This window comes from Bacillus sp. JH7, assembly GCF_001563515.1.
Lineage (GTDB): Bacteria > Bacillota > Bacilli > Bacillales > Bacillaceae_G > Bacillus_A > Bacillus_A cereus.
On the sequence record NZ_LPUS01000002.1, the window covers coordinates 22090 to 43325 of the forward strand.

Sequence of the window (21236 nt, forward strand, 5' to 3'; positions counted from 1 at the left end):
GATTAAACAAAGATTACACTTCAAAATTGGAATTGAACGACCTTTGAGCGAGGGAGGATAAACATATGAATGATACAACATCACAAGAACGCGCTTACTGGACACATGAAGTATCTGAAAAACTACAAATATCTGATAGCACTTTAAAGCGCTGGGCGAATGAACTAGAAGTGAGCGGGTATAAATTCGCAAAAGGCGCAAATGACAGTCGTGCATTTACCGCTCATGATATACAAGCATTAGAAAAGTATAGGTATTTGACCAAAAAACAAAAAGTAAAAAAAGAAGAGGCCGCAACAGCTGTTGTAGAAGAGTTTAAAGAAAAAACGAGCGATTGGGCGCCCCCCGCTCACCAAGAAAATGAACTAGCTTCGACTAGCTCGCAAGTCGCTCAAACGTTAGAAACTTTCATGAGACAACTTCAAGAGCAAGAGAAAACGAATCAACAAATTCTTCAAGAATTACAGTCTGCTAACGAGCTAAATAAAAACCTATTATTGCAATATGAACAATTGAAACGAGATTTTGATGAAATGCGTGAATCACAAAAACTCATAGCATCTACCCAAGAGCAAAAACAAGGATTCTGGTCTAGGCTCTTTTCAAAAAATAAAGACGCATGATGAAAAACTACATCATGCGTCTTTATTTTTGTTCCACTACACAAATTATTTTTCTTCAAAACTAAATTCTAATTTGCTGTTTGCAATTTAAATCTTTTTTTATATTTTCTTGCGTGTAAATGTCAAAATGTTTTTGGAAACCGCCTTGCAAAGATTTGTTGTATGATGCCTAAGTCAAATCTTTGCATTATATGTATACCAGATTCCAAGCATAAAATTAACAAAATCGTTCGTCTGATTACTCTATGAATTTATGAAATTCTAATCGGAAATTTAAGTTTTTAAAATAATGGGTAGAATATTTTCTGAAATATATGTCCAAACTTGTAAATAAATTAACAAGTTTAGGAGATGTGTTATATGTTTTTTAAAGATAATAAGACTCTTTTAAAAAAATGGCTAGATCGTCATGGGATTGAGCAAAAAGAGATACTGAAAGCTACAAAAATATCTAGCGCAACTTTAACAAAGGCTTGTCGCGACAAAACGTATATCCCAACACCCCTTGTAATGAAAAAGCTCTTGAAAGCTATTAGAAAAATAGACCCCTACGCACAACCACATGACTTTTGGAAAATGTAAATAGGCACAAGAACTATTGCCCTTGTGCCTTTGCTTTATCCGTACCGTTTTTGTAGATCGGTCCAGGATCGGCCATACATACGAGAATGCCTTTTTGTTAGAAAGCTATTATCATATTTTGGTTTAACCGGTGCCGCCATTTTACAAATGAACGATGGTTGCATTTCCCCACCAGCTCTTACACTGATAATTGCGTGATGTGCTGGTATTTTATATGCTTGTTCTAGTGAAATTGTATCCTCAAATCGATACTTAGATAATTCAAATGTCTTTGTATGATCGTTCATAAATAGGAATTGCTGTACGCCGCCACCTTGTAAATTCTCTTGTAATGACGGTTTCAATTTGTTCCAATGGTGAAATGCATAGATGCTTCCTAGTCTCTCTTTTCTGCCCTCTGTACCCACTCTACCCATCAATTTAGTTAATCCTTCACTTTCATATTGCTCGGGTTCATTAAAAATGATAAACGCCCCATTTTCTTGCTCTTTTTTAGACATTAATAACCTGGTCATGAAGGTTTTTAGTGTGATCCAGTGAACCAGGGTTTTTACTGCATGTTCCCCTAATCCCCTAGCATTTGGAACCCTTAAAATAATAACTTTTCCTTCTTGCATCCATTTACCAAAATCAAGTTCTTTCAATGGGTCTTGTGCAAAGATATCATACAATCTTTCATTCCCAAAAAAGCGGTTTAATCTGGTTATGATGGGATCACACTTATTCCCTAATTGTTCATTATCTCCCCACTGTATCAGCTCATTCGCAAGACGCAAATTCCCTTCATTCACTAATTCTTGAATGCGATTTACCCGAAAATCCTCATCTTCTATAATACGTTTAATATTAAATAAACTTCCTTTACTTGCTTTGGCCGCATCCGTTAAATATTTTTCACTTCGGCTTAATCCTTCAATTTGCATGAAATCAATCATTTCATCCGCAAATCTTGAAGCACCGTTCCGCCCTAGCTTTGTAATTACTTCTGTTAAATCTAGAGGTGGGATATAATCACTGTCGTTTAAATCCAGATCAATAATGTTTTCTGGTGGTATGGCATCACGAATCCCGTCTGCCATACCCCGCCCACCTTCTTCTACAATTGCATCTGGTATGATAAAACTAATCTTATGTTTTGTATTTCCCTCAATAACAAAATTCTTAATTGCTGTATCTTTACCAGCCCCCTGTCCTCCTATAAAGACGTAACCTCTATAAAAATTATCTGGATTATCTATTGGCATATAGATTGGTATTTTTTGATCTTTCAATTCCGAATGTCCTAAAAATATTCCTTTCTCATCCCGCATAATCGCTGGTATCTCAATTTCAACTTTCTTTTTTACACTCAATGCATCAGCATATTTTCGTTGCAACTCTTTTACAGGCATTTGCAAAGCTAATTTGCTCATTTCATCGGTACTCATCAAATTTACATTTGGATCAAACTTTGTCTTGCTTGATAGTTCGAATGTATTTAATTCCTGTAATATTTCTGTTTGGCGTTTTCTCATTCTTATTTTTACGCCATGTAGTTCATTCGTTTCTGATAAATCCATCATAGAAAGTGCTAAGGTTTCCCCCATTGTCTCCCTGGTTAACCGATCATGGGAATGTGAGGCCACCCGTATACGAGTTTTAAAAACAGGCTGATTTCCTTTGTCATAACTCACACGATTTGTTCCAACTTCATCAGCGGTTGTATGTGCCTTTTTAATGATGTGCTCTTTGTTAAATTTTTTATCTGATTTAAAAAAAGCGTTCGAGAACGCCTGGAATGTGTCAGTTAATAAATCATTTATTTCATTAATAACAGCCGCAACACCAATTTTAGCCCCTGTTACAAGTCGTTTGCCGCTCATATTAACCCGTTGGGGTGGTTTCCCCTTCTTTAACTTTTCAATGGCCCAGGAAGCGTTTTTCACCCATTTCTGACGGTTTTCCGCTTCATTACAGATACTCAATCGGCAAATGTCTCCATCATAACTTAGTTCATCAATAACACTTAAAATATTACCAATAGGCGTTTTTGTATCGTTGCTATTTGTATTTAAGGAAAAGATGTCATGTTTCAAATATCGCATTTCTTGTACGATTGTATTTTCATCAGAAATTTGCAAATCTGATATTTCCGCTTCCTTAATTGTCACACTCATTTTGTTCTCTAATTTTCTTTTGAGCTTTAATGCTTGATATTCGCTAGTTGCTACATAAAATTCAATTTTCTTCTGGCCATTTTCCTGTTTGAAAATGACATCAAACCAGAAATAATCCTTCTCCCGATAATGAAATGTAATCCCTTTTCTTTCTATACGACTTCCCATACTTTCGTACATTTCATACATCTTATGGATCGCCCGCCATAAACGTTTTGTATTATTAGATACATCAGCATGAGGAATAATCCGATATACAACCATTTTATTTTTTTCTACTTGTAAAAATTGTTTCAAAGAATATATCTCTTTTCTTTTAAACCAGGATTTTTTAATTTTCTTAGGTTCATATAACACTGGTAAATATTCATTTTGCACCAAAACAGGAAGGTTCGAATTTTCCTTATCGCATATCACAAAGCCTTCTCCCTGTATCATTTTTAGGCCCCTCCTAATATACATATTGCCAAGATAAGTCCGCCTGCGAAATAGGCAAGCGGCTTCATCATTCCGCCTTTGTGTGTCATTGAACCTATCATAATGAATCCAGCTGTCACTAATGCACCATATCCCATAATATCGGGCAAATTTAAAACAAACCAATGGCCTAATTGACTTAATATATCAACCATAAATTCACCAAGTGGCTTGAAAACCCATTCCAATTCCTTCCCTACAATAGCATCACTAAAGTTATTTAATTGATCTAGAAAAGAACCTTCTTTTGCCTTTTCTCCAATATACCCAGCTGTATTAGCCGCAATCATTTTGCCACCTTCTAAAATGAATTTCACAAGGACCCCTCCTTTTAAATTCCCTTTAAAAAGTCTCTTATGTCAACGCTGTGCCTAGCTAAAACATATCCGCAACATGCACCAATTAAAATTTCTATTGCCTTTGTACGGTGGCCCAACGCCCAGGCCGCACCCGAAAAGATAATAACTAAAACTACGCCCGCATCAAACCCGTTCATAATTGCACTATGAACATTGCCAAACGTCCCGTTAACTCCCGCGGCAAATGCTACCTTTGGAAGTATTAATATTAATGAACTCCCTGTAGCGGTAAAAACCTTTTTAAGTACGTTCTTATTATTTGTTTCTTTATGTGCTTTCTTTTTATAACTTTGGTCCATAAAAGAGCGAAAAGAAATCGTTTCTGTCTTAGTCATGTTGTAACACCCCTCGTATAATTTTAAAAGAACTACACATACTACCTATAAATGAAAAGTAGGAGGTCTAACGATATGCATGTTGCAATTGCTGTCGCTGTAGGCGCGATTATTGGATCACTTGTAAATATTTTTGTTGGGTAAAAATACAGGCAGTGAGCTTTTTGAAGGCTCCTGTCTTTTTGTTTGCGCCTTAATTTGTTCAATACGTTCCGCGGCACTTAATTTCTTCTTTTCTGTTACATTCTGTTCGTCTTGTTGAATTGGTGACGGTACTTGTTTTCTATCCTCTTCGCATGGCATTTTTTTATGTTTATCGGGTATATCGTTCCAAATCAATTTCTTTACATAACCCGAAAAATTTTTACGCTTCACATGTTGTAACATGATCCGATCCTTTTCATTCTTCTTATTGAATGCTACAGGTTTACTAAACTTTGATCTTTCCATTCTGCTCACCCTCCCTGATGTGACCGATAATATCGGTATTACTAAAACGTATTCCTTGCTGTTTGTACGTTATTCACCTTTTTATACAAAAAAACTCTCTTCTTTTTTATTTAATCGATATAAGCGGTAATATCACTTTCCCCATAAAAAAATGACCCTTTTAGGCCACATTTTCGATCATTAGCTATCAGCGTGCTTTACGCTATTAGCTATATGTATGAGGTATTACCTTTGTGCAAGTACAATTTAAAATTTCGAAATTTATAGACATTTACCGCTCTAATACCATTTCTATACTACACAAAATGGTATAATCATACTGTTATTTCATAAAACAGCAAGGGGTGTCACGTGTGGGAGAAAGCCGAAAAAAAGTCAAAGTTTTACTAAACAAAGGTGGAATTGATATAGAAAATCTTGAAATCGTTCCACTTCATGAGAATTTCAAAGAAATTTTGAAATGTGAATGGATTGAGTTTAATTCATTAGGTGGCGGATTTGTGGGAGTCTGTGACGCTCAAGCAAAATCAAAAGATTTACAAGAAAATCCGTTTGGCTTTAGGGGATCAATGATTTTGTGTAAAGTTTATGAGGGCAATGAAGAACATCGACAAGGTGAATTTATAGATATCACAATTGAAGATGAAATAAAAGTAATTGGTGTTTTTGCTTATGCATTGTATGGAGAAGATGCATTTGTTGATGATGATGAAGAGGAAGAAAATGATACATTTTTAGAAGTAATCCCAGGAGGTAAAGGTACTTCTAATAATATAGATTAAATACTGCATAAAATAAATTACATAACAAGGGGCTTTTACTTATTTAAGATTAATATGATGAATTTGCAAAGGTGGTAAATATGAATACTGTAAAAAGATACGCAAAATATGACAACACAACTAAATGTACGGTAGATGGCTGTGAAAATAGACCTGATTATGAAGTATACTTGTACGATTATTATGATTTTATGAACGAAGAATTTTTTGAACAGGATTATACTTGCCCATTTATTTGCGAGAAACACATGCAAATAAATGAAAAGGATGCTGTTGGTGAAAGGAAACCTAGAAGAGTTGTACGTTATCCTTATACAAACAAAGGTGGTGCACAAGGATACACCAGATATCAACCGATATTAGAAGTATACCCTCAAATTTTTCATGAGGGACTACCTGTTACTGCGCCTTCACTAAGAGTGGATTTTTCTGATATTAATAGCCAACTAATCCAATATTTAGCTAGAAATCCCGAATTAATGTATCAACTAGATTCAAGAAAGTTCGAAGAATTAGTTGCTGAGCTATTTAATAAAAAAGGATATGAAGTGACACTAACCCCAAAAACAAGAGACGGTGGAAAAGATATTTATGCTCTAAAAAAAGATTCATTCTCTTCTACGTTATTTGTAATAGAAACAAAACGATACAGCAAAACTAATAAGGTCGGTGTCGATTTGGTTAGAGGGTTATATGGAGTCAAACAGGCTGAAAGGGCAAATGTAGGTATGTTAGTTACTACATCTTCTTTTACTAAAGATGCCATAGACTTTGCTACACCGCTTAAATATGATATGAGCTTAAGAGATTTTAATAATTTAAAAGAATGGTTAAAAGAATATAAGTGAAATTCTTCATTATTGTAAAGAAGAAATCCATATAAAACCAATAGGTTTTATAGATTGAAACTCTATACTTTATGGTATAATTAGTAATTGAGGGTGAATTTTTTCAAGAGAAAAAGGCAAACAATATAAATACTTTCTGAAAGTGTTCAATTCAAGTTCTACAAAAAGCATTTGTTATTCTATAGCAAATGCTTTTTGACAAATTATATTCTTTTTTATAACATAAAAAAGAATTGAGTGGTCGAGACTCAATTCTTCTGGTGAAGTCATTTGCCAACGAATACCTGGTGAAAGAATCCTTCTTTTATGATTGGATTCTTTTACTTTATTTTGAGCATGAAATGTAATACTGTATATGCCATTTTTCTTGTTGAGCATCCGCGTTTGAGTGCCAATTGTTGTAAGAGTTTTTGCTGAAATGGTGATAATTCAAGTTCTACAAAATGCTGAAAAGCATGAGATTGCCTTACAGGTACATCTTCCATATAGATGTAGTCTAAGCCCTCTGTTACTAACTCCGATGCAATTTGATCTAAATTTTCGTTATACAATGCGAACTCTTCCAATCTTTCATACAAATGTGGTTCTAAAGAAATTAATATCTTTTTATTTTCTTTTCGAAACTTCTGTTTTTGACCTTTCCAATATTGTTGCTCTTGCATAACTGCATGTAACATTTTGATTCCCCCTATTTATAATTTAAATTTGTATTTCTCCCTTAAAATCAAATCCCTACTTATTGTTTCTTACAGTATCAACAGCGGCTAAACAGGCGGCTATCCCTAGACGCTTTTCACTATATATTTTCTTGTTCACTGTTAGGTACCAGCACCCATTTTCTTTTACGCTCAATAGATCGTCATATTGCCTCCCTAATTTTTCTAAAATAAAAGTGGATTCCTCAACAGGATTGAAATATTCAATCGGCATTCTAATAAATGGTGTACGATTTTTACCCCAATATGTACCGCATGTTTCTAGCCCCAAAAACTCTTTTGCAATGACATAATCTAGCCTTTCTGTTGCAACAGATAAATCATGATACGGTATCCACCAATTAGAATCACTCATGGCCACAAACTCTTTTGCAATACTGTTGTATAGGATTTGACAGATACTAATACCTTCAAAGTCATCTTGTGTGACAACAAAATCGGACTGTCTTAATTTGTGCCCGTTTTTATCTGTTGTACCAATTTCAAATTCTTCACTTTTCAATAATTGGACTGTTTTCATCACATTAAATTCCCCCTTTATTTCTCAAATGAACATGCTAAAATATTTTTGAAGGCATCTTATTTCTTGTGCCCTTCACCAATACGATCACTCATCACACTTCCCCTTTCTGTTGCTTTATAGCAATGGAAAGGGCTTGTTTTGTAAAGCGGCTTTTACTCTCTTGCATAGCATTTTGAAGCAATTTCAACTTTGTTTCTTTGCAAAGAACTCTCCATACAGATACACCGATTTTCATTTTCTTGCCTCCCTTTTATACTTCTTCTCCACACTCATGACAAACTGTTATAGATTCATCTGTTCCCTGGATTTCGATTGTTTGATTATCTCCATGCTTACAAGAATTCTCTTTGTCTTCTATCTGTTTTTTCATGTAAATTACAACTTCTTCAATGCAGTAATAACATAGTCTTCCTAACGCAAATCCTTCCGCGGCAATTTTTCCACACGCTCTACATTTGTAATCTTCCATGTGATTGCTCCTTTCTTTCTTAAAGGACTAATTCACTAAGCTGACAGCAATCAACGCACTAATTAAGATCAAACCAATAAATTGCATGGTACTTTTTAATGATTGGATCAATGATTTCTCTCCTTTCTAGAGGGATGATTTTAAAAATAAGCGTTCTTCCATATGGCTTCCCTCTAAAATCCATATAGGATACCCGAAAATAAGTAGGTGAAAAGCATCATAAAAATTGAGGTTGCAAAGAAGCCATAAAACCAAATTTGATCCGAAACATTTTCTTCAATACCAAAATAACGATTTAACTTTTTGTAATTTTCTGAAATAAGAGAGTAAAATTTTTTGGAGGATTTAAATTTGTGGTGGGGTTGTGTTAAAATTAACTCACCACTTTTGATTTTTAAAAAGGGTTTTGTCAACACAATTCATCCTTTCTTGAATCAAAGTTTATAGGTTTTGAAAAAGTCCTTACTAAGTTGGCAGACCTGGGAAGGGCTTTTTCTTATGCACTTTTACTTTTTCAATTCTTTTAGCGTTACATCCCTAAAGAACTGTGAATAGGATTTTTCGCTATCTTCAATACGTTTCCAGGATTCTTCTGGTAAAGTGATGGAAACTTTTTTAGTAATTCCAAGAGATGGGCGACCAGCGCCTTCTCTTTTACCTCCATGTTTTTGCATTGTAGCTCCTTTCTTGATTTAAGTTACTTTTATTTTAATATTTTAAGTTACTTAAATCAAGTGTTTTTATTTATTTTTGTTCGTTTTTTTTCGACAAATGAAAAAGGCCTAGCGATATTAAACTAAGCCTTTTTATTTGTCATACTATTTATTGGGTTTCTTTGCTCATCCCCCGAAAAGGGGAATCAATACAAATTATTCCGAATTGATGATGATTACCTGGGCTATTTGGTGCTGGTAAAACAATCATATGTATGATAACAACAACTTTTCTTAGTCCACTTGAAGTATTAACCTTACTAATCGATTCTGTAACATAAACATTCGTTATTTTTGGAAGTTGTTTTTTGACATAGTTTTTAGGGAAGTAAACAAAAAATAAAGGTGTTTTCACACCTTATTTCTTTTACTTTTTATGATTTAACTTTGCATTCCTCAAAACTCTCTTTATCCGATTCATTCGTAAAGCCGTCAGGCCAATTTCTTTCTTTGATCTCTAAGAACTCTTTGTCTTTTTTAAGAATTTCTTTGAATTCTACAAATAATGAATCTAAATCTAATTTTTCTTTTCCACCGTCAAATATATATGTGATAAATGCACTATTTGAATTTTCCTCACCAACAGCAAGACGCGTCTTTAGAAACGGATAAATATTACCTTCATATTCCAATTCATTAATGGGAAATTCATTTCTTGGTAGAATTAAATCTGTTATTACAGTTTTTTGTTCTTGAACAATCTGTTTGTATTTGTTGGCAGACACTCTTATCTGATTAGTAATCGTTGTGGTAACAATGTTGAATGATTCAAGTTTTTTAATCGCTTTTTTAACATCGTTTAAAATCAAGTTTTTATCTTTTATTATTTCCTTTTCAGTTAATACGACTACTCTACATTGATTCATGAAATCACAACCTTTTATTATTTTATATAGTATCTCTAACAATAAAAATAAATCTACAGTCTATACCCTCGGATATCATTATGTTTATATGGAATATCTTTTTTACCTAACATAATTAAGATTTCCTAAAAGTTACATTTTAAATTTTACCATAATTCAGAATTTGATTGACGGAAAATCATCCACATTTTTTTATTTCACTACAATTTTCACTTTAGTACCGTCTGGTAATTTTTCCACCTTGTTCCCTATATACGAACCAGCACCACGATTATCAGCTGGTTTTATATGCCTAATATCAGCACCTTTCCCGCCTTCTCTACACATTGCCATAGGGTATTCATCCCGATCATATCCTTTTTTCGTTGGAACATTTGCTAAAGATTGTTTTCTTCTTTCAGCGGCTCCATCCCGATCAATTGTACAAATATCTGTTTTGCCATTTGCAATCGCATCTTTAATATGTGCCGCAGTTTCTGGATACTTATTTGATGGAAACTCTATAACTTGTGCAATATCTTGTGATCCACTTGTTTGTTTTGCATGATTTGGATTTTGAATTGCTGAACATCCCGAAAATAGTAATCCCATTACTAAAAAACTACTTACAGCCCCTTTAAAATTCATTATGCTCCCCCTTATGAAAATCTTAATTAAATTTGCTAAAAACATAGTCATAAAATGCATCTGCAACATTTTCCACGAGATGATAAGAAACATACTTCTCTAATGCTTTCATTAACATAGGCTTTTCATCTATAAAATTAATCGTGTAATCCATTAAGAAACTCCAATTCCAGGACGGAATTGCTATCAAACAACTATGTTTCATTTCATGTTCACAAAAATAAACCGTTGGTGATCCACATTGCTTTAATACTTCAAACTCAACACACTCCATTTGTTATCCCCCTTACTCTATAGTGTGAAATCCTCCATTGTTTTACGGATTTCATCAGCTTCTACACCAATGTATTGTAGTGTTTGTCTTTGTGTCGCATGACCAAATAACTTCATCAAATAATACACATCTTTCATTTTTTTATAATACTGATAGCCAAACGTTTTCCGCATGCTATGTGTTCCCCAATGCTCCGAATCAATCCCACAAGCCTGTGCCGCTTTATGCAAAAACGTATGAGCCATTTGTCTTGTGATTGGCTTATCTCCTTGACGACTTGGGAATAACCAATCGGAATCTGCCATGTTACTTGTATATTTCGCTATCTCTTGTTGTAAAACCGTATTGAAGTATACTTCTACAGTTGTATCTGTTTTTTCCATTTTAATCTTTATAACATGCTTCCCTCGAACATCCTTCACGCGCAATCGTAAAATGTCACTAATGCGTAAACCTGTGTTAATTCCAAAATAAAATAAAAAGTAATTTCGATATGAGGAATTTTGCAACAGCCAATCTTTCATTTCTTCAATTTTTTCTATTGAACGGATTGGCTCTTTTGCCCCAGGTTTTCGTCCCCCTTTCGCCATAAAAAATGACCTCCTAATTCTCTGTTGTAAGCTATAATATGTAAAACTTAGTTTAACTATAACTATATTTTGTTAAACTGACAATCTTTTTCTTTTCATTTTATAGCGAAAAAAACCAGTAATACCATAGAAAAACGCATGATATCACTGGTTTTAATGAGTTTAACATTTTGTATCTTTTGTAAAACTTATTGATTACCTCTTCATTTCTTTTGCTTCAAGAAAATGAAATGCTGGAATTTCTAATTCTTGACTTAATTTTTCTTGATATTCATCTACCTTTACAACTTTTAATACACCATTTTCTTCTTGATACTGTACTAAATATGGTTTATCTGAATCTTCATCTTTAGAAACTATATGATACAATACATTATTTTTCTTAATTGTCATCGCTTGTGTTGTTGCAATTTTCCCTGTTTGAAAAGGGTAAGATTTAAATTTGTTTTCCGTATTCGCTTGATCCAATGACCTTTTCTCATTATCATTCATAATAGTGTATACATAACTGCCATCTTTTTCAGATAACATAGCAAAATCTTGACTCATTACACTACCATATATCGGATCTTCAGTAACTTTCTGCACTGTCTCCTGAAGAGCATTAATGTAAAGATATAAAATGACCATTCCAACAACCATACCGATAAGAACTACAGTTAAAACGATTTTTTTAATTGACTGCACCATAAATTGTAAAATCCCCCTCTATATATTTCTAAAAATTCATACTTATGCATTTATTCCCTATGTTTTATATTACCATAAATAGGCTTTTTGATTACTTTTAAAAATAGGTATTTCAAAACATATACAGTTTTATTGATATGTTTCAAATGTTTTTAAGTTGTACTTTTGAAACGAAAAACACTATGTTTTTTGCTATGTCATAAAGTGTACTTTTTGACACGGGATATAACGTCTAAATAGCATAAGCTTATTCCCCCTTTTCGGGGATTTGGGCAAAAACACCCAAATTAAAAAAGGTCTGTTATTAGGTGTGCACCTGTTAGTGAAAGTGACCTGATAGTAAAAGTGTACCTGATAGTGAAAGTGTACCTGATAGCAGTAATACATACTAAATGGAAAAATCCATTTCAAATTTTTTAAGAAAAACAAAAATTTAGTTTAGCTTCTCTTATATTAAAGGTAAGAATGTTACACAGTTTATTTTTTGCTGGGAGGTAACATGAAAAACTAAGCTATTTTTAAAACAAAGGAGGGACAACGTAAATGAAGATCAAATTTGAAATTGACATTGATAAGGACACATTGTTAACAATTATTACACTTATAGGGTCATGCTTTTAGTAAATCTTAAATTTATCAAGTATACTTTTAGGTGAAGAGTAACTGTAGGTCAACAGAGATAAAGCACTTGTTCAAGTGCTTTATCTCCTTATTATGATTGAGGATTAACAATGAAAGAACATGAGAAACAAAAATCATATTATATAAGAGAATACACATTACGAGATAAAAGCACCAAATCCATTAGGGTTGAACCCTGGCGCTCTTTTAAAGAGGAAATGAGGGTGCTTGGTATTACGGATAATGACATTTTTCAAATTCAACTGATAAAAAAACATATATAACTTTAGCATACAAAATTCGTAAAATGCTGGTGCCACTCCAAATAAAATTAGTCAATTGCAATTCCTAATTGATACAATGGTTCTAATAAGGGGTAAAAACTATTTATAGGAGGTCACTATGTACGATTTAACAATAGGGCTAGAATATGACAGGGCTTTAGATTTAAGTCCAAGATACCGATATGATTTTGTAGGGATTGATTATCAGAACGATTATATTTATGGATTCATTTTCGTTTTTCGTACGATGAAAAAAGGGAACGGAACAGGTAATGTATTAATTGATTTAGTTCACAACTCTAACATCAATGCTCTCCAAGCTCATATACATGGTGATTGTCATTTCCATCCCTTCAAATTCAGAATGTCTATGAGTAATGATTCAATTAAAATTACAGATCACATTTCTTTAGAGAAGGTCAAAAATACAACAAATGATGAATATTACGCACTTATAAAAGACCAAAAATATCGATTACTCAATAACGCTAGTAATCAAGAGTCTAAAAATGTATCTTTTGTTAGACATCTACTATTTACAGAATATAATCAGCACGTAGAAAATGTAGATACTCTCGAATTTGCTCCAATTTTCAGGTTACAACAAGAGCATATATGGCATAACTCTAAACATTCAGATTATATGAATGTGTCACAATTGGCTAAATTTGATGATTCTCTAAAGCACTCCAAAGAATGGCAGCAAGCCCAAAAAATTATCCTAGATAAAATGGAACATTTAGAAAAACAAAAGGACGAAATACTAACTAAACTTTTAAAATGGAACGATTTAGAGAACTCTCGTTTGATTGAATCGTAAGAAAAAACGTTTTATGATAAATGGAATAATCAATAACAGTTATTTACATAAAAGAAAAAAGTCCTGCTGTAAAAACAGGACTTTTTAATTTATTGCTTTCAGTAAGGAAGAGGGCTTACTTCTTCATTTTCATGTCGATGATCGCATTTTCTGCAAAAAAGAATCCAATTTGGGTATTCGTCATACATTGGGATCATTTCAACTTCCCTTTTTTCTCTTTTGACACATACTGGACATATCATATTCATTCCCTCCTTTTTACGCACGATGTTGATTTTCACTTTTTTAAGACTGTATATCGAACTTCTTCTGAAATACATAAACTGGCGGAGTTCACTTTTATACTACATTTTCCTAACCGCCGCTTTACTTCTGATTGTAATTTCTCACTTGCTTCCTCTAAAGATTGTGCTGGAATAATCGTAGATTGTGAGTCTGTTACTTTGCCACTGTACATCACTGAAAAGTTCAATTCATATTGATGTATCAAGATTCCTCCACTCCTTTTCCTCTTACATTTCCTCACAGATTATTCTTACTTGTTGCTTCTTCTTGTAGTTTTTGTAGAGTACGCATTTGCGGTACATACCAGCTTTTTCTTAATCGGATAATCGTAATTCCTACAATTAAAATCAAAAAGACTTGTAGGAAAATATCTTGTGTTTCCCACAACGTGCACAAATAAAGAAGACTTCCCGAACAAAAATAATACATGGCCAATAATAGATTTATATTTGCAATTAGCATTTGTTTCTTTACAATCGCGGCTATCCCCGCTAAAACAACTGTACAAACCCCTATACTTAGCAAAATATATGCAATAACTTTTAAAAAAAGCATCCTCACACCCCTTTCTCTCTAAAAACTCATTTAAAGCACTTAAAAAGCCGAATAAAGAGCATAATCTCATTCGATACCAAATGTATTAACAGTTTCTTTAAAATCAATTACAAGCGAATTTGAAGCGTCATTTTTTCTGAAAAGGAAACTTTTTATGTTGAAAATCATATATACTTTGTTTTCCAACACATCCAATTGAAAACCCTGTAAAAAAAGTTGCACCTATGATTTTTAATCCCCATTGCCATGTGTTTTCCTGTAAAAAATGGTGCGAAACATAGAGACATACCCCTGTACAAATAATGATCCAGATTCCATATTCATCATATTTTCTCTGTTCTAACTTTTGTTCCTGGAACGGATATACCTGGATAAATAAAAAGGCTATCAGCAAAACTGACAGCCCAATTCCCAATACGATCATTTTTTATCGCCCCATTTCCACTCGATTACACCTCTTTATAGCGCTTCTGTAACAATTGCTGTACACGTGCCGCATACATTTTAAAATAGGGAATGTTTTGCGCGGCAACCTTTCCAAAGTCCATTTGCATTAATGTTTCTTCTAACAGTTTGAACTCAAATTCTAGGAATTTATCATGTTGTTTCTGAATTGAATGCGGAATATTATGCAAGGCATCCGCAATTTCTCGTACATATGTCACGCTGTATTTATCTTCGTTTGAATAGGAAAATACATTTCGAATCAATACAAACGTTTCTTGCAATATTTCATACCCGATATGATGCAATACATTTTGATTCACCAACTCACCTCATTCCTTTCTCTATGGCCCTTCAATTCCTGTATTGATCTGGAACTCATAATTTTCTACAAACCATTTCTCACCTTCTAATAGTAAATTTAATTTCATGGTGTGTTTTTCTTGTTGTTCTGTTCCATCAACCGTTACAAGATAATCATATTTAACCGTTACATCCGCTTTATTATCAGCGGTTTTGATGTAGTACATATCTGTTATCTTCGCTTTCGTTTGAATATGCATAGAGCCATCATCTTGTATATGGTTATGTCCATCATCTGGCGCGTTTAATAATTTGTTTCGTGCTTCTCCTGTTATCATTTCTTTGATTTTCTCAAATCCTAGCTTTTCTTTTTGTTTGTTATCATTCTGTATTAACAACTCTACAAATTGTTTTGCTACTTCTTGCCCTTTATCTTGGGTATTTTCTGTTAAAACTGTCACGCGCTTTTCCAATGCTCGATTCTCTGTTTTTAGCTCTTTTACTTGTTCCGTCCATTTCTTTTCTGTTTGCTCGACTTTATGCTGTAAGGTGCGATTTTGATTCCATAACCATACACTGATACCCACTAGTACAACTATGATTAAAGCAACGATTCCCTGTTTCATCCCTAATCCTCCCTTTCTTTCCGCTTATTTCGGCAAATAAGGTGCTGGGTCTACTTGACCAAACGTCAAAGATGTTTTGATCTCAAAGTGAAGATGTGGCCCTGTTACTTGCCCTGTTCTTCCGCAAACACCCACCTGTTGACCGACTCCAATGTTTTGTCCTTCCTGTACAGTAATGGACGACATATGACCGTATAAACTCCAATATCCATTCCCATGATTGATTACAACTACGTTTCCATAGCCACCAAACCCCGAACCGGAAGCGCCAAATTTCGCCCACTCTACAACGCCACCTTTCGACGCGGCAATTGGTGTGACACCGTCTTGGCAAGAATAATCAATACCTTTATGAATAGTGCCCCAGCGTGGCCCAAACGGACTTGTAATCGTTGTTTGAGCGATTGGACGAATAAAGCCTTGTGAGCTTGCTGATCCCGTATCTACAACGCCGCCTGGCTTTCCCGCTTCACAATTAAAAGTAAGGCCGCCCATTTGCGCCACAAACTTTGTTACTAATACTGGCCATAAACCATTTGTGCCATGCGGATCATTTGCGGCTCCTGGCGGTGCATATTTCGCTCCAATTGCTTCTATAGTTGTAATCCCCATACCGATATAATTTTTATATAGGTTTCGCGCCATAGCGTTGATTCCTTCATCTAAAGTGGCAAACTTCATGAATCCTTTCATTTGTGAACTACCAGGGTCCATGAGGCCACCAGGGTTGTTATAGTTCTTTACTGCATTAGAAGTACCATTACCCGTTTCCAATCTTGCAATGGCCGCTAATAAAACGGGATCGATTTGGTTTTGTGTTCCTGCATTTAAAAAGGCTTGTGCTTTCCCTGTAAAAACGCCGCCCAGGTGGGGTTGTAGTTCTTCTGGTGCCACTGTTTTTCCACCTGGCCGACAAACCGTCATTCCATTACTTGGGATGGTTGCTGGTGCTTCCTCTTCTTTTTTACCAATGCCTTGCCCCAAAACAATAAATAAAAGAAATCCAATACAGACGAACAATCCTATTGTGAAAGTAGAACTCCCAAAAAGAAATGTCAGTAACCAGGATTTCTTTTTCTTCTTCTTTTTTTGTTCTTGTGCAATCTCTTCTTGTACCGTTTTATCTACAACTTCTTTTATTTCTGGTCTCATATCATCCCTCCCCCCTTACAACATGTATCAAGATTGATTGAAATACTTTCGAACAATCAGCCCATATATAAGGGCTAAAAGAATGGGTATAATCGCAAAAACATGAAATAGTAGCGTTAAAACAGTAGATTGCTGGTCTTGTATAAATTGTAGTAATCCAAAATGACCGATTCCTACAAACCAAATGAAAAAGGCTAGTTTCGCTCTATCATCTATACGACAACGTAACTCACTATGGATAATTTGAAGTGTTAGAAGAATGAGTGTATACCAGATAAGTAATCCTAAACCAATCCATCCTAATAAATCTGTCGCCCATTCTCTTTGTATGAAAAGAATAATTATGTTCATCCATCCTAAACACCCAATGCAAAGAAAAATACTGATATTCACCATTTTCATACAAGTTAATCCCCAGTGTTTCATAGATAAATCGCTCCTTTTTGCGTAAAAAAATAGTAAAGTCCTAAAAGACTAGGACTCTACTCATCTTTTTTTGGTGGCTCCAAATCATCTAAATTATCTAAGTTTTGCGGATCAGTAGAAGGCATCCAGTTTTCACTTCCCGCGGCTACAGCTCCATATTGTATATCTGGCGTATCAATTGTTTCTGCTTTTTCTTGAATTGGCTCATTTTTGCTTACTTCTTTCTCATTTACTGGTGCCAAATCAGAAGAAATAGGTTCCGTTGGGATAAATGAGTCAGAAGAATTTGTATTTTGTACAGTTGACTCGACATCTATATCAGGTTTTTTTGCAACAATCTCCCCCGCTTCGGTCACTTCTGCAGGTATAGCATCTGGAATATCTGCACTTGTTGTTTCTGGTGTATGAGGGACAATGACACCTTCTTCATTTACATCTGCACGAATTGTATCTGGTATTAAAGGTTCATTTGCATCTGTTTCAATTGGCGTTGAGATTTCTTGTTGTGGAATGTTTGTTGAAGTTTCCTGTTCTGGTTGTATTTCTTCTCTTGAAATATCCATCGGAATTTCTTCTGTTGGAATGTCTTGTTGTGGGATATCGGATGGGATTTCTTCAAATGTTTCATGATCTGGTGACACTTCCTCTAATGGAAGTTCTTGTGTTGGTACTTCTGTTTGAATCTCTTCATATGCCTCCATATCGCTTGAAACCTCTTCTAGTGGTATTTCTTGTTCTGGCACCTCTGTTTGGATTTCTTCATATGCTTCCATATCAGTTGAAACCTCTTCTAATGGCACCTCTCGTTCTGGTACTTCGGGCTGTACCTCTTCATATACTTCTATATCAGTCGGAATATCTTCTAATGGTACCTCTTGTTCTGGTACTCCTGGTTGAATTTCTTCATATCCCTCTATATCAGTTGGCATTTCTTCTCCTGTTGGAATTTCCTCGTCTTGTAAAGATACTAGCTCTGGTTGAACCTCCATTTCTGATTCTTCTACTTCTGTTCCTTCTTGTTGCCCTTCTACTTCTTGTTCTAATGCTTCTTTATCTAAGCTGATAAGGTCTTGTTGCATTGGTGCTTCTTCTTCACCTGGTGTCGGTTGTTCTTTTCCTTCCTCTTCTTGCTGTGGTAAATTCCCTTCTTTATCACGATCTTGTAAAGAAATAAGGTTTCCTTTCTTTTGATTCTCTTCTTTTTCTTGTTCCGCTTGATTATTTGGTAAATCATTCGGTATATTTGCTTGCACTAATGGGTTGGCTTTTGTCTTTTCATCGTCTGTTCCTGCATTTTCTATCTGACTACCTGCCGCCGCCAATTCAGCCGCGTTGTTAAAATGTGCTCCCATTTTGTCTCCAATATAAGACATTGTATTTCCAGCGTATTCTTTCCCCTTATCTACAAAGTTTTCTGTCATAAGAGATATATTTGTGACTGTTTCATAGACGCCACGTGCTCGACTAAAGGCCGCAACAATATTTCCTCTAAACAGGTAGCAAAGAACAAAAACAAGAATTTGGAAAATCATTGTAGACACATATCCTGCAACGCCCGCTTCTGGTAACACATATAGTAGTTCTGCCACTGTAAAGATGATAACAAGCATAACTGACATAAAGATTTTTAATGCCAATGGGCGAATCCATTGTGAAGCCCAGCTTTCAATAACTCTACGATGTCCTGGCAATAGAGCCACCGCCATGACGATTGGTGAGATAATACTCATGACAAGGAACCATAATTGGAATGCTACAATCAGTAAACAGAATGCGATTACTGGAACACCTGCGAATGTATTCACGACATAGTACATAACTGTAAATACAAGGCGCTCTCCTACAGAAGAAATCACCATCATTTGATTTCCTTTTTTCACTTCTTTTTGTACCAAGTCATCACGATCTTTTCCTAGTGGTTTCGATAACAACTCATCCACTCGTTGAGCACCTAATTTTTCTTTTGAATCCTCTCCATACTGTAGAAACAAATATGGTCGTTCAACTAACAAATCCCAAATCTGCTTTTTCACTGAAAAGATTGCGTCTGCTTTGGAACGTCCTGGATCACCCGCAACCGTTCCTGTCGCTTTTGCTAACACTGTTACACTAATTTCAGAACTAATTGTATTCGCACTCTTTAAAATTGTACTTGCATTCCCAATGTACGTAACAATAAAAGCAATGACAAATACCGTTTTTACTAACTCACTTAAACCTTTTGAAGGCTGGCGCTTAATAAAGAAGATATACCCCGCATAACAAGCCGATAACACACATGCAATACCGATAATTGCTGGGAATAGTCCAGAAGATAAAAAGCCGCCTTTTCCAATACCAGCAATATTTTGCATAGCCGCTCCTAATTTATCCGCAACCGTATCTACAATATCCAAATTCAACGCTTGATCGACTAAAAAGATGGTTAATTGGCCCAGAATCACATTTAACTGAAAGGCCATATTCGCAAACCATTGACAGGTTGTATATAACATTCTTTGCAAATCTTTCCCTACACTATCATCACCAAATAAATACCCGCCAACCTTTTGAAACACATTTTTTTCATCTTCTTTTGGTTGGTACGTATCAATCTCATAATACTTATCCTTGTAAATTCCATCTGTGTACCCACTAAATAAATTTTCGGAAATTCGTGCCCCTTTTTGTTCCTGTTTTTCTTCCGTTTTTTGATCTTCCGCTAGGGCCACATGAGGCCCTAACGGTAGTAAAAAGAATACAAGAATCATACAAATAGAGAAAAGTTTTTTCATTCCTTTTGCCCCCATTTATGAACATGAACTGGTTCTATACTTCCCACAATAGAATCTAAACTATTATGACCATCCCAGTTCCATTCGTAATTTTTCCATTTTCCATCCTTTTTGTCTTTTATCATTTTTAACTTTATTCCCATTTGAGCGTTTTCTACAGGATCAAAATATTTCACACGATAGTAATACTCATTTTCACTTTCTTTTAAATCATATCGATATAAGTCGTATCGTTCTTTCATTCCTTTGCTAGCACCAGGATGCATAATTTCATCTTTACCTAAATCATATTTCTTATAGGACAAATCATTAATTTTATTTGAATCCATTTCAATATAAGCTCTTACATACTCCATCGCGGCTTTATCCGCTTCTTTCATGTCACGTTCTTTCTGATTTTCTTGTTGATTCGCATTACTTTTCGTTTCATTTGAGCAACCCGCAATCCCCGTTACCATCAACATTCCTGCTAGACATAATCCAGATAACATTCGTAATTTTTTCATTGTTCCATCCTCCATATACAGATAATTTAGAATACTCTTATCTGTATTGTAATACGAATTACGCCAATTGTTGTGCGCGTTCTTCGTCTGTTTTCGTAGAGGAATCAAATGCAGTCTTTAATTCTTGGAAAACAGGATCAATTTCTACAACCGCAGTTCGGCCGAAAATATCCTGGAATAAGGCTTCGCCGCGTCGTAATTGGCGTAACATCAAGATATTTTCTTCTGTGACCGGTAAGTTATAGTAACGCAACATTTCTTCCGCTTCCTTATCGTATTTCAGTGCAAAACAGAACTTCATACCCACATTTGCAACCTCTTTGTTTTCTGATTGATAATCGGATGCATTTTGTGTTCCTA

Annotated in this window: 30 protein-coding genes; 5 read left to right on the forward strand and 25 right to left on the reverse strand. The window is 34.8% G+C overall.

Translation table 11 applies throughout. The features are described 5' to 3' along the window. The first annotated feature begins 65 nt into the window (after positions 1–65). A complete protein-coding gene (locus tag AU379_RS16940; protein ID WP_061139537.1) occupies positions 66–623 on the forward strand; it encodes a MerR family transcriptional regulator in 558 nt (185 codons plus the stop codon). Positions 624–983: 360 nt separating this feature from the next. Next, positions 984–1205 carry a helix-turn-helix transcriptional regulator gene (locus AU379_RS16945; RefSeq protein ID WP_082769959.1) on the forward strand — a complete coding sequence of 74 codons (222 nt, stop codon included), beginning with the start codon at positions 984–986 and terminating at the stop codon, positions 1203–1205. Positions 1206–1240: 35 nt separating this feature from the next. Here AU379_RS16945 and AU379_RS16950 read toward each other — a convergent pair whose 3' ends face one another. The 4 genes from AU379_RS16950 to AU379_RS16965 form a co-directional block, all read right to left on the reverse strand. Beyond that, positions 1241–3799, reverse strand: coding sequence for a hypothetical protein (locus AU379_RS16950; protein WP_061139539.1), 2559 nt, complete (start codon positions 3797–3799; stop codon positions 1241–1243). Positions 3800–3801: 2 nt separating this feature from the next. Continuing rightward, the gene (locus tag AU379_RS16955) at positions 3802–4155 is read right to left on the reverse strand and encodes a hypothetical protein (protein WP_016099482.1); all 354 of its coding nucleotides are present in this window, start codon (positions 4153–4155) and stop codon (positions 3802–3804) included. Between the two features lie 14 nt (positions 4156–4169). Beyond that, positions 4170–4532 (reverse strand): hypothetical protein, encoded by a 363-nt coding sequence (locus AU379_RS16960; protein WP_006917283.1) that lies wholly within the window; start codon positions 4530–4532, stop codon positions 4170–4172. Positions 4533–4649: 117 nt separating this feature from the next. Beyond that, complete coding sequence (locus tag AU379_RS16965; RefSeq protein WP_061139540.1) at positions 4650–4982, reverse strand: hypothetical protein; 333 nt, start codon at positions 4980–4982, stop codon at positions 4650–4652. Between the two features lie 353 nt (positions 4983–5335). On the opposite strand from AU379_RS16965, the gene AU379_RS16970 reads away from it, so the two are divergent. Further along, a complete protein-coding gene (locus AU379_RS16970) occupies positions 5336–5764 on the forward strand; it encodes a hypothetical protein (protein WP_061139541.1) in 429 nt (142 codons plus the stop codon). Between the two features lie 80 nt (positions 5765–5844). Next, positions 5845–6612 (forward strand): restriction endonuclease, encoded by a 768-nt coding sequence (locus AU379_RS16975; protein WP_061139542.1) that lies wholly within the window; start codon positions 5845–5847, stop codon positions 6610–6612. A 320-nt stretch (positions 6613–6932) separates the two neighbouring features. On the opposite strand, the gene AU379_RS16980 is transcribed toward AU379_RS16975, so the two are convergent. From AU379_RS16980 to AU379_RS17030, 11 genes are all read right to left on the reverse strand, one after another. Next, a complete protein-coding gene (locus AU379_RS16980) occupies positions 6933–7289 on the reverse strand; it encodes a hypothetical protein (protein WP_061139543.1) in 357 nt (118 codons plus the stop codon). Positions 7290–7344: 55 nt separating this feature from the next. Further along, complete coding sequence (locus tag AU379_RS16985) at positions 7345–7848, reverse strand: hypothetical protein (RefSeq protein WP_061139559.1); 504 nt, start codon at positions 7846–7848, stop codon at positions 7345–7347. Positions 7849–7942: 94 nt separating this feature from the next. Beyond that, positions 7943–8086 carry a hypothetical protein gene (locus AU379_RS30630; protein ID WP_000690450.1) on the reverse strand — a complete coding sequence of 48 codons (144 nt, stop codon included), beginning with the start codon at positions 8084–8086 and terminating at the stop codon, positions 7943–7945. 15 nt (positions 8087–8101) lie between these two features. Then, on the reverse strand, positions 8102–8320 hold the full coding sequence (locus tag AU379_RS16990; protein ID WP_000390512.1) for a hypothetical protein: 219 nt from the start codon (positions 8318–8320) through the stop codon (positions 8102–8104). Positions 8321–8493: 173 nt separating this feature from the next. Further along, positions 8494–8736, reverse strand: coding sequence for a DUF3961 domain-containing protein (locus AU379_RS30635; protein ID WP_253724515.1), 243 nt, complete (start codon positions 8734–8736; stop codon positions 8494–8496). A 90-nt stretch (positions 8737–8826) separates the two neighbouring features. Continuing rightward, complete coding sequence (locus AU379_RS17000) at positions 8827–8994, reverse strand: hypothetical protein (protein ID WP_061139545.1); 168 nt, start codon at positions 8992–8994, stop codon at positions 8827–8829. Between the two features lie 413 nt (positions 8995–9407). Beyond that, positions 9408–9899, reverse strand: coding sequence for a hypothetical protein (locus tag AU379_RS17010; RefSeq protein WP_061139547.1), 492 nt, complete (start codon positions 9897–9899; stop codon positions 9408–9410). Positions 9900–10091: 192 nt separating this feature from the next. Further along, complete coding sequence (locus tag AU379_RS17015) at positions 10092–10526, reverse strand: NucA/NucB deoxyribonuclease domain-containing protein (protein ID WP_061139548.1); 435 nt, start codon at positions 10524–10526, stop codon at positions 10092–10094. A 22-nt stretch (positions 10527–10548) separates the two neighbouring features. Then, positions 10549–10800: a YueH family protein gene (locus AU379_RS17020; protein WP_016123530.1), complete on the reverse strand. Its 252-nt coding sequence runs from the start codon at positions 10798–10800 to the stop codon at positions 10549–10551. 17 nt (positions 10801–10817) lie between these two features. Further along, positions 10818–11390, reverse strand: coding sequence for a tyrosine-type recombinase/integrase (locus AU379_RS17025; RefSeq protein ID WP_061139549.1), 573 nt, complete (start codon positions 11388–11390; stop codon positions 10818–10820). 195 nt (positions 11391–11585) lie between these two features. Continuing rightward, positions 11586–12080, reverse strand: coding sequence for a hypothetical protein (locus AU379_RS17030; RefSeq protein WP_061139550.1), 495 nt, complete (start codon positions 12078–12080; stop codon positions 11586–11588). A 1023-nt stretch (positions 12081–13103) separates the two neighbouring features. Between AU379_RS17030 and AU379_RS17035 the strand changes: the two genes are divergently transcribed. After that, entirely contained in the window at positions 13104–13805 is a 702-nt protein-coding gene (locus AU379_RS17035) for a hypothetical protein (protein WP_061139551.1), read from the forward strand. A 277-nt stretch (positions 13806–14082) separates the two neighbouring features. On the opposite strand, the gene AU379_RS17040 is transcribed toward AU379_RS17035, so the two are convergent. From AU379_RS17040 to AU379_RS17085, 10 genes are all read right to left on the reverse strand, one after another. Continuing rightward, positions 14083–14295, reverse strand: a complete 213-nt coding sequence (locus AU379_RS17040) for a hypothetical protein (RefSeq protein WP_061139552.1) — start codon at positions 14293–14295, stop codon at positions 14083–14085. A 32-nt stretch (positions 14296–14327) separates the two neighbouring features. Continuing rightward, positions 14328–14645: a hypothetical protein gene (locus AU379_RS17045; RefSeq protein WP_061139553.1), complete on the reverse strand. Its 318-nt coding sequence runs from the start codon at positions 14643–14645 to the stop codon at positions 14328–14330. Between the two features lie 127 nt (positions 14646–14772). Beyond that, positions 14773–15069: a hypothetical protein gene (locus AU379_RS31245; protein WP_000636253.1), complete on the reverse strand. Its 297-nt coding sequence runs from the start codon at positions 15067–15069 to the stop codon at positions 14773–14775. 25 nt (positions 15070–15094) lie between these two features. Continuing rightward, positions 15095–15415 (reverse strand): hypothetical protein, encoded by a 321-nt coding sequence (locus AU379_RS17055; RefSeq protein ID WP_082769960.1) that lies wholly within the window; start codon positions 15413–15415, stop codon positions 15095–15097. A gap of 18 nt (positions 15416–15433) precedes the next feature. Next, on the reverse strand, positions 15434–16018 hold the full coding sequence (locus tag AU379_RS17060; RefSeq protein WP_061139555.1) for a hypothetical protein: 585 nt from the start codon (positions 16016–16018) through the stop codon (positions 15434–15436). Between the two features lie 24 nt (positions 16019–16042). Beyond that, positions 16043–17170: a peptidoglycan DD-metalloendopeptidase family protein gene (locus AU379_RS17065; RefSeq protein ID WP_001247228.1), complete on the reverse strand. Its 1128-nt coding sequence runs from the start codon at positions 17168–17170 to the stop codon at positions 16043–16045. Positions 17171–17197: 27 nt separating this feature from the next. After that, complete coding sequence (locus AU379_RS17070) at positions 17198–17596, reverse strand: hypothetical protein (protein ID WP_000683504.1); 399 nt, start codon at positions 17594–17596, stop codon at positions 17198–17200. A gap of 56 nt (positions 17597–17652) precedes the next feature. Next, entirely contained in the window at positions 17653–20370 is a 2718-nt protein-coding gene (locus tag AU379_RS17075; RefSeq protein ID WP_061139556.1) for a hypothetical protein, read from the reverse strand. After that, complete coding sequence (locus tag AU379_RS17080; RefSeq protein WP_061139557.1) at positions 20367–20876, reverse strand: hypothetical protein; 510 nt, start codon at positions 20874–20876, stop codon at positions 20367–20369. Before AU379_RS17080 ends, AU379_RS17075 begins: the two co-directional genes overlap by 4 nt. Positions 20877–20934: 58 nt before the next feature. Further along, positions 20935–21236 (reverse strand): ATP-binding protein (locus tag AU379_RS17085; RefSeq protein WP_082769961.1); only part of this gene is annotated, 302 nt, incomplete at its 5' end.